The organism is Vibrio sp. Hep-1b-8 (assembly GCF_006124995.1).
Taxonomy (GTDB): domain Bacteria; phylum Pseudomonadota; class Gammaproteobacteria; order Enterobacterales; family Vibrionaceae; genus Vibrio.
Map to the genome: position 1 here is coordinate 40,858 of NZ_QEWN01000014.1, position 9,863 is coordinate 50,720.

Annotated in this window: 7 protein-coding genes and 1 pseudogene; 5 read left to right on the forward strand and 3 right to left on the reverse strand. The window is 44.9% G+C overall.

Annotated elements, in window-relative coordinates; all coding sequences use genetic code 11:
• Positions 1 to 152: 152 nt before the first annotated feature.
• Both DA100_RS04640 and DA100_RS04645 read right to left on the reverse strand, forming a co-directional pair.
• The gene (locus DA100_RS04640) at positions 153 to 1,778 is read right to left on the reverse strand and encodes a fructose-specific PTS transporter subunit EIIC (protein WP_171052137.1); all 1,626 of its coding nucleotides are present in this window, start codon (positions 1,776 to 1,778) and stop codon (positions 153 to 155) included.
• Positions 1,779 to 2,015: 237 nt separating this feature from the next.
• Positions 2,016 to 2,756 carry a GntR family transcriptional regulator gene (locus DA100_RS04645; protein ID WP_240800877.1) on the reverse strand — a complete coding sequence of 247 codons (741 nt, stop codon included), beginning with the start codon at positions 2,754 to 2,756 and terminating at the stop codon, positions 2,016 to 2,018.
• A gap of 250 nt (positions 2,757 to 3,006) precedes the next feature.
• Here DA100_RS04645 and DA100_RS04650 point away from each other — a divergent pair.
• The 5 genes and pseudogenes from DA100_RS04650 to DA100_RS04670 all read left to right on the forward strand — a co-directional run.
• Positions 3,007 to 3,477: pseudogene (locus DA100_RS04650) on the forward strand (fructose PTS transporter subunit IIA); the annotation flags it as partial.
• Positions 3,478 to 3,622: 145 nt separating this feature from the next.
• The gene (mngB, locus tag DA100_RS04655; RefSeq protein ID WP_138971118.1) at positions 3,623 to 6,262 is read left to right on the forward strand and encodes a mannosylglycerate hydrolase; all 2,640 of its coding nucleotides are present in this window, start codon (positions 3,623 to 3,625) and stop codon (positions 6,260 to 6,262) included.
• A gap of 63 nt (positions 6,263 to 6,325) precedes the next feature.
• On the forward strand, positions 6,326 to 7,474 hold the full coding sequence (locus tag DA100_RS04660; protein ID WP_138971119.1) for a glycerate kinase: 1,149 nt from the start codon (positions 6,326 to 6,328) through the stop codon (positions 7,472 to 7,474).
• 1 nt (position 7,475) lies between these two features.
• Positions 7,476 to 8,666 carry a mannose-6-phosphate isomerase, class I gene (gene manA, locus DA100_RS04665; RefSeq protein ID WP_138971120.1) on the forward strand — a complete coding sequence of 397 codons (1,191 nt, stop codon included), beginning with the start codon at positions 7,476 to 7,478 and terminating at the stop codon, positions 8,664 to 8,666.
• Between the two features lie 589 nt (positions 8,667 to 9,255).
• Positions 9,256 to 9,447 (forward strand): hypothetical protein, encoded by a 192-nt coding sequence (locus DA100_RS04670; RefSeq protein ID WP_138971121.1) that lies wholly within the window; start codon positions 9,256 to 9,258, stop codon positions 9,445 to 9,447.
• Here the strand turns inward: DA100_RS04670 and DA100_RS04675 are convergent.
• Positions 9,448 to 9,863: integrase core domain-containing protein (locus DA100_RS04675; RefSeq protein ID WP_138971122.1), on the reverse strand; the 416-nt coding region annotated here is incomplete at its 5' end.

Below are 9,863 nucleotides of genomic sequence, written 5' to 3' on the forward strand. Positions count from 1 at the left end.
CAACAGATGATGCTTCCCACAAGAAGCTTAATGATACGAATTAAAGCGCTGAATACAAGATACGGTTGATAAAGAGCTAGCGGGTAATACAAAAAAACTCCAAGCGAGGGGGGATCGACTTGGAGTTTTGGAGCATATTTAGTTGAGGGTAACTAAACTTTCGCTTCAGCTAACTTCTTTTCTTTTTGGTTTCCTATTCCTTTTAATGCGATGGTTAGGACCATTGACACTGCAATACCTATGACGAAATAAGTCAACCAAGCGACAGGGTTACCGATAACAGGTAGCATGAATACTGCGCCGCCAGCTACGGTACCAATCGTAATCTTAGAAGATAGAATTAACGCAGCCGCTACGCCACCACCAATCATATGTGCTGGTATGATACGCATTGGATCTTTTACAGCGTAAGGAATAGCGCCTTCAGTGATACCACAGAAACCTAAGATAGCGGTTGAAGGGCCTGCCAAGCGATCTTCTTCGTCGAAGAAACGTTTGAATACCACAGACATAATACCTAGTGACATACCTGGGATACATTTCGCAGCAGTAAAGGCTGCGTAGAAGATTGATGCATCACCAGCGAAGTCTCCACTAGTACCGACACCGATACAGAATAGGTACGCGGCTTTGTTTACAGGGCCACCCATATCGAAACAAGCCATAGCACCGAGGATGAAACCAAGAATAAGTAGGTTATTCGTACCCATTGACGTTAGCCAATCGACCAAACCACTGTTAAGCATCGCGAAGAACTTACCAGGGCCTGCATACATAAAGATCAGTGTGGCGATACCGGCTAGTAGAGGTGTGATGATAATCATCTTCACTGATTCTAGTACTTTTGGTACTTTGATCTGGCGGACAAGCATAACAAATAAGGCTGCTGCTGCACCGGCTACTAAACCACCTAGGAAGCCGCCAGTCATGACCGAGATCTTACCGAACCCGCCACCAACGGCGACGAAACCACCGACGAAACCAGGGGCTAAACCAGGTTTACCTACCATACCGTAAGCCGTAAATGCCGCAAGCACACAGATTAACAGAGGGTTAAAGGCTTTTAACGTGCTGTAGTATAGGAAATGAATAATACCTTGGAACGAAGACTCAAACTGCGCTTTGGCTTCTGGCTGTGCAATGGCTGCATAAACTTCTTGCTTAATTGCATCGATTTCACTGTTTGCTAGCCCTTCAGCAGCGTTAATAATGCCAAGGTCTGCGTATGTTTTGCCCGTGTATTCAACCAGTATCGCTTCATCATAAAGGTGGGTGTAATCGTAGCCGAAGAATAGATTTAGAAGACCTACACAAAGACCACCGATTATAACAAGAGGAATGATGTGAGATACGCCTGAAAGAGCGCCCTTGTACCAAAGTTTCAAGAAGCTAACGATCATATTGTCGTTGCTCTCTTCCTTCTCGGCAAACTTGTTGGTCGTCGTGGTTGCTTTCGCTTTTGAGCCACCCGCTTTGACCTTCTCTTCGAGTGCATCAAGCATTTCATCAGCGGCTTTGATGCCATCCTTAACCTTACCTTGCACAGACGTTAGGCCCTCGAAACGTTCAGCTTCAATTACGCCTACGTCAACAGCGTAGATAATGCCATCGGCTTCCGCGACATCTTGCGCGGTTAGTTTTCCATCTAGGCCATTCGCACCTTGTTTCTCGACCTTTATTTCCCAGCCGCGCGCGGCTGCTTTCTTTTCTAAATTTTTAGCCGCCATGTAGGTGTGCGCTACACCGGCCGTACATGCTGTAATCGCTAAGATTTTCATCTGATGTTCCTTTGCGTCGTCTCTCGTCATTTGAGCGACAAATAGGTCACTCAATGATTATATTTTTACCTAATTTGTTTTAATCATCTGTGACAATTCTCACAATTTGTATTATTTGTATTTAATTTGTTTTTGTTTATCTTGGATAAAGGTAATACAAAAATTTATTTTGACGCTATAGTATTGAAATATAATATGAAATAGATACACGATGACATTGAGTAATAAAACCCTTATTTAAATAGAATAGCTTGTCTTCGCCCTTTGGCGCTTAGAGGTGAGGGTAAACTTATAGTTGTTGGTCGTGAAATAGTTTCGGCTGTACTCGAAGATGGTGTCATTTTCTAGGTATCCGCGTGTGCGCTTTTCTATAACGGGTTCTGTGGGATTGATGCCAAGCAATGCAGCCACGTCACTTGGTGGAAGAACGGGCATGATTTCTTGCTCACTTCTATCTATAACCATCTTCTTCTGTTTTTCGATGTAGTCATATTTCGACCCTTGCATCACTTGGTAGCTGAGGTCTGGGAATATCGCTGTTGGCATCCAAGTCTCTTCAACCGTAATGGCGGTTTCGTCTAGGAAACGCACCCTCTTGATGTAGAAAACGCGCTCTCCTTCGTTGATTTCCAAGTGTTCTGCCATCGTTAGTGAGGCAGCTTGTACCTCAAAGGCTAAGACATCGCTGTGCGTTACTCCCTGCAAATGAGCCCACTTCTCAGCAAAACTGCTCTGTTGGTAAATGTTGTAGTTGATTTTGCTCTCTTTTACATAGGTACCACTACCTTGAATACTTTCTAGCTCTTCTTGTTCGATTAGAAGCTTAAGCGCTTGGCGTATAGTGACTCGGCTGACAGAAAACTCTTCACGTAGTTGTGCCTCTGTAGGCAGTGTCTCACCAACCTTGTAAATACCGGTGCTAATCTTATCTCGAATGGCATGAGCGATTTGTCGGTACATGGGTAATCTTGTCGTCATATCCTAGATAGCCTCTTGCTTATTAACCTGCATAACCGCTCTAACAGGTCTTAGTGTGTGACTTTAGACTTAGATAATACTAATTCCACCCTGTTTAATAAATTAAAAAAATACAAATATGTCATTTTAAATCCAATTTAATACATATTGTGGTGTTTGTGAGATCTGTATCACGGTTTATTTGTATTTGATTGGTATTATTGGTGTATAAACGAATAACCCAACAGAACGTGAATACGGGGCTAAAACTATGAACCTTACAACGCTTACAAATCCATCACTGATCAATCTACAAACGACGTTCGAGAGTCGTGATGCTGCAATTAAGGCACTCGCTGAACAGCTCGACCAACAGGGCAAGCTGCACGACAAAGAAGAATACTTAAAAGCGGTGTTTGCCCGTGAAGAACATGGTGCAACGGCGCTAGGTGAAGGCCTTGCCGTTCCACATGGCAAAACCGACGCAGTGAAAGAAGCGGCATTTGCTGTCGCAACCCTAAAACAAGATTTGAAATGGAAGGGAATTGATGAAGAAGAGGATGTCAATCTGATTTTTTTGATTGCTATTCCTAATGCTGAAGCGGGTTCTACACACATGCAATTGCTGACCGAGCTTACAAGTACTTTGATTGATGATGAAGTTCGTGAAGCGGTACTTAGCGCGACTACTGTAGAAGAAATTTTTGCACTTCTTAGCGATGAGGAAGAGCAAGTTGAAGAGATAGCAGAAGAACCAGCACCAGTAGTTGAAGAGAAGAAAGGGTTGTTTGGCTCTATTGCTTCAAAATTATTTGGATAGCTCAGCGTTTACGCAAAAGCCATTACTCATTTAAGTCGCATAGCACAGTCTTTACAGGTACAAAACAATGACTAAATCACGCGTTCATATTACCCCACACATGCACTGGGATCGTGAATGGTATTTCACCACTGAAGAGTCTCGTATTCTTTTGGTGAACAACATGGAAGAGATCATGCAACGTCTGGAGAGCGATCCAGACTATAAATACTATGTACTCGATGGTCAGACAGCGGTCCTTGAAGACTACTTTGCTATCAAGCCTGAAAACAAAGAGCGTGTACGCGACCTAGTTCAGGCGGGCAAACTGATTGTTGGTCCTTGGTACTCTCAAACAGACACTATGCAGGTTGGTGGCGAGTCAATCGTTCGTAATATGTTGTACGGCCTACGCGATTGTCTAGAGTTGGGCGAGCCAATGAAGATTGGCTACCTGCCAGATTCATTCTCGATGAGCTCACAATTGCCAATGATCTACAACGGTTTTGATATCGATACTGCGATGTTCTGGCGCGGTTGCTCTGAGCGTCATGGTACCAACAAAACTGAGTTCTTATGGCAATCTAATGATGGTTCAGAAGTTGCGGCACAAGTACTGCCTCTTGGTTATGCGATTGGGAAGTACCTACCTCAAGACGAAGAAGGGCTGCGTGCTCGCCTAGACAAATACTTCCCTGTGTTAGAAAAGCCGTCAGTGACCAAAGATATCCTGTTGCCGAATGGTCACGATCAGATGCCAATCCAACAAGACATCTTCGAGGTGATGGACAAGCTACGTGAGGTTTATCCGGAACGTGAGTTTGTGATGAGCCGCTTTGAAGAGGTTTTTGATCGCATCAACCAAGAGCGCGATCAACTAGACACAGTAAAAGGCGAGTTTAATGACGGCAAATACATGCGTGTTCATCGCACTATCTCGTCAACTCGCATGGATATCAAACTGATTCACGCTCAGGTAGAGAACAAGATTGTCAACATCCTAGAACCGCTCGCTTCTATCGCTTGGTCGCTAGGTTTTGAATATCACCACGGTCTGATTGAGAAAATGTGGAAAGAGAGCATGAAGAACCATGCCCACGACTCTATCGGTTGTTGCTGTTCAGATAAGGTGCACGCTGAGATTCTTAACCGTTACATCCTAGCCGACGATATGGCGAGCAACCTGATTACCTTCTACAAGCGAAAAATCGTTGACCATATGCCAACTCGTGAAGGCTGCGACAAGCTAGCTTTCTTTAACCTATCGCCATACGAACGTGAAGAGGTGATCAACACCACCATCACTATCCGTGCAGAGCAGTTCAACATCTTCGATGATAACGGCAACCCAGTAGAGTTCTTCATCCAAGATCAGCGAGTGATCGACCCAGGCAAAATTGACCGTCAGATCGTTCACTACGGTAACTATGACCCGTTTGTTGAGTACGATATTCAGATTAAACAATCTGTACCTGCGATGGGCTTTACCACTTTGCATATCCAAGGCAATGAGAAAGGCACTCAAAAAATTGCTGAGCAAAAAGATTACCTGCTTGAGAATGAGTACTACAGCATCAAGGTCAATGACAACGGCACTCTAACCATCTTGGACAAAGAAACCGAGATGACGTACGACCAAGTGCTAAAAATTGAAGATGGTTCAGACGATGGTGATGAGTACGACTACTCGCCATCTCGCAAAGAGTGGTTGCTTTACTCAGATGAGTTCAAGGTCGAAACCGATATTAAACATGAAGGCTTCCAATCGGTTGCTAGTATCAAACTGCGAATGGATGTGCCAGCTAATCTGCAAGAACGCGAAGAGCGCACGGGTCAAAATGGCTTTGTTGATGTCGATTGCCAAGTCGTACTGAAAGCAGGTTCACGCCGTATTGAAGTTCGTCTGGAGCTAGATAACCAAGCTGATGATCACCGTGTGCGGGTGCTAATCCCAACGCCATTTGTATCTGAAAATGTGGTGGCAGATAACCAGTTTGGCCTAATCACACGTCCAACTAACGACCCTGCGATGCAAGTATGGGAGCAAGAAGGTTGGAAAGAAGCGCCAGTGCCGGTGTACCAACTGATGAACTTTGCTGCTGTTGAGAATCAAACTGGTGGTTTGGCGCTCATGACTAATGGCCTGCGTGAGTTTGAAGTGGTTTCGAGCCAAAGCAATCAAGATCGTGACACTTTCGCCCTAACTTTGCTACGTGGTGTTGGCGTACTGGGTAAAGAAGAGCTGTTGCTGCGTCCGGGACGTCCTTCAGGGATCAAGATCCCGACTCCAGATTCGCAAACGCGTGGCAAGTTAGTGTGTGAGTTCAGCTTACTTGGTTTTGCTGGTAACCATATCGACGCAAATGTAATGGCTCAAGCACGAGACTATGTAACGCCAATCGAGTGTTACAACAAGATCCCGTACAACGCAATGAAGCTAAACGTTGGTGTACAAGACAAACCTTTGACTTACTCGCTCTTAGCTAAAGAGCAGAAAGGTGCCGTCCTAAGCGTCTTAAAGAAAGCAGAAGATGAAGATGCCTTAATTCTACGCGTCTACAACCCTGCTGAATCTGGACAGATTGAAGATGGTGTTGCCTTCACTCAACCAGTGGCTTCATGGCAAGAGACCAGCATGGATGAGCGAGTACGTGATACCGAAGTCGCTAGCCAGAGCTTTGGTGCCCTTAAAGCGTGTCAGGCTAAATCATTCCGAGTGAAGTTTTAATCCTAGTTTTTAAACGTAGAAACCTCCGCTCTGATTCCAACTGGGCGGAGTTGGTGAACTGAGATGAAGATTGTAATTGCCCCCGATTCATTTAAAGAGTCCCTTAGTGCCAAGCAGGTATGCCAACGCATTGAAGCAGGTTTTGTACAAGTATTCCCAGAAGCGGAGTATGTGCATCTACCGCTGGCTGACGGTGGTGAGGGAACGGTGGATGTATTGATGCAAGGGTTAGATGGCATTATGCAAACTACCCAAGTGATGAACCCACAGGGTAAGACCGTCGACGCACATTGGGCACTGCTTGATGAGGGTAATACGGCATTGATAGAGATAGCGGCGGCATCGGGATTAGACCTAGTTTCGCCACAAGATCGCGATCCTGCCCTTGCAACTACCTATGGTACTGGTGAGTTGATCAAAGAAGCACTTGAGAAAGGTGTAAATAAAATCCTGCTTGGTCTTGGCGGAAGTGCCACCAATGACGGTGGGGCAGGTATCGTCCAAGCATTGGGTGGTAAGTTGTTGGACGAGCAAGGCAATGAGATTGCCTTGGGTGGAGCCGCTCTTTCTCATCTTTCTCGCATCGACTTGAGCAATATCTATCCTCGATGCCAACAGGTCGAGTTTGTGATTGCTTGTGATGTCAACAATCCACTAGTTGGTGAAAACGGCGCTAGCTATATCTTCGGTGCTCAAAAAGGGGCTTCTTCGAAACTGATTGTTCAGCTTGATGACGCACTAAATCATTTTGCAGAGATCAGCCGCCGTCTCACTGGAAAAGACAACCGAACGACACCTGGCTTTGGTGCCGCTGGTGGCGCATCTCTTGGTTTATCACTGCTATTTGATATTCAAATCAAGCAAGGTATTGAGATGGTTTTAGACACCTTAAACGCAGACCAAGTGTTGCAAGGCTCGGATCTCGTTATCACTGGTGAGGGTCAGATGGATAACCAAACCCTGCAAGGCAAGACCCCGTTTGGTATTGCTAAACGAGCCACGCTACAAGGTATTCCCGTGATTGGAATTGCAGGCTCATTGGGTAAAGAGATTGATGAACTCTACAACGCTGTCGATAGCACCTTTGGCACGGTTCGTTCACCACAACCCCTAGAACAAGTTCTGACAGAGGCGGGCGATAATCTGACTCGCACTGCACGCAATATTGCCGCCACCTTGAAAGTCGGCGCACAGATATTTGGAGAGAAGTAGTATGTCTCTATTTAAGCTTGATAACGTCATCCAAAACTATGCATGGGGTAGTAAAGACTCCATTCACAACCTATTTGGTATCAATAATCCAGAGCACAAGCCGCAGGCAGAGATCTGGATGGGTGCTCACCCAAATGGCAGCTCTAAGCTCGATGATACCGGAGAGCCTCTTGCTGAGGTAATTGAGCACAACAAACAAGATATCCTTGGTGGTTACACCGCCGCACGTTTTGGGGAGTTGCCTTTCTTATTCAAAGTCCTTGCCGCAGAGACGCCACTCTCTATTCAGGTACACCCAAGTAAACATAAAGCGCAGCAAGGGTTTGAGCGAGAAAACCAACAAGGGATTCCGTTAGATGCTGCTCACCGAAACTACAAAGATCCTAATCATAAGCCTGAGTTGGTTTATGCGCTAACTTTCTACAAAGCGATGAATGGCTTTCGTCCGATCGCCGATATAGTTGCCCTGTTCAAAGAAGCCAATATCCTAAGCTTGGCCCCTGAGGTCGCAGAGCTTGAAAAGCAGGCAGATAACGCCGCACTAAAGGCATTCTTCACTACTATCATGTCACTTGAAGGCAAACACAAAGAGGTGGCTCTGGCAGAGTTGGAAGCCGCCCATAATCGCCCCGCTAAAACCATGATGGGACGAGAAGCGTTGCAATACAGTGCTGAATTCAAACAGCACTATCCGGGAGATATCGGTCTATTTTCACCACTGATACTAAACACCGTTGAACTGGCTCCAGGTGAGGCAATGTTCCTCTATGCAGAAACCCCACACGCTTACGTGCAGGGCACTGGCCTTGAGATCATGGCAAATTCGGACAATGTATTGCGCGCAGGGCTAACACCAAAACACATTGATGTAATTGAGTTGATAGATAACACCTCATTCGAACCGATTAATCCAGCGGAGATTCGGCTAAAACCAATATATAAAGAGGGTAATAAAGTGAGCTATCCCATCCCAGTTGATGACTTTTGCTTTGATGTAATGACAGTCGAACATAGCAGCCAAGTACAGTTTGTCCGTAGCGCAGAAATACTGTTTTGTATTGAAGGTGAAGTGGCAATTTCAAGTCAAAATAATCACCTTGTCTTGAGAGCTGGTGAATCAGTATTCGTTAGCAGCAACTCAGTGAAATACGATTATCAAGGGCATGGGAGGATAGCCCGAGCATTCAATTAATTTGCATATACTTTGACCCTTCACGTGGCTTGCAACTAGGGCTAGCTTTAAGAGTTGACACTACTAAATAAATGGCAACTGCAAACAATATTGAGTATTTGGCAGCCCTAAGTGCTTTGTGTCCAATTTGAGTCTAATCTCATTTAACTTGCTTAAACTAATCCATTTCTCACTAAATTATTAAATTGCGTAACATTTTGTCCAGAAACGTGTTACGGGGCCTCTAGTAGCTGCGTTGAAGGCTGTTTCTAATCACCTCAATGAAATGCCTCTGCTCACTAAAACTCAACTTACTTCTGCCCCAAAATTATTACTTAGATTAAATACTCTACTCAATTCAGGGGGCGTGCGTTTACCCTACTAAAACTTATTCGATTGAGTTGATAACTGTTCACTTCCGTCATTAGGCGACATCTTGCAGTCTAATTTCCCTTCATGTGTCATAAATTATTGATTATCAGTTGAGTTAATATGAAAATGACTGCATCACCGATGGATGAAAGACGACAATTTGTCGTCTAATAAGCGTTAGGCTTTTCGTTGAAAATTGGAGGAGAATTTGACTCAGGAGTCATTAGGAATTTGGACTATGCTTGGCACTTGGTTTTCAGGACTTGGTGCATTTAGTGCTGTGTTGTTTGCTTTATACTCAAATAAGCCAAGATTAAAAATCAATTTCCGCGGACAATCTAAACTCGAAATAGCTAATCAGCGCCCGGTAAATGCACATATTAGTCATATTTATCATGAAATTGCGGGTGCGCCTGTAAACCTCCCCTAATTAGTTGCGCCCATAATTAGAGGTTTCGGTTTGTTCATTCTTCATTAAATATTCCCATGGTGTCAGATCGTTGAGGGCATCATGGGGACGTTCTTCGTTGTATTCTCGTATCCAGTTTTCTGTTAGCTCACGCACTTCATTCAAGGTTCTGAACACATACATATCGAGGATCTCTGTGCGATACGTACGGTTAAATCGTTCGACATAGGAGTTCTGAGTCGGTTTGCCTGGCTGGATAAATTCCAGCTTGATATCATGCTCCTCAGCCCAAGTCGCAAGCGTCACAGAGATGAACTCTGGGCCATTATCCATTCGCAACTTTTCTGGATAACCTCGCCATGCAATGATTCGTTCAAGCACTCGAACCACTCGTTGCGCTGGGAGGCTTAAATCCACTTCGATAGCGAGTGCTTCAC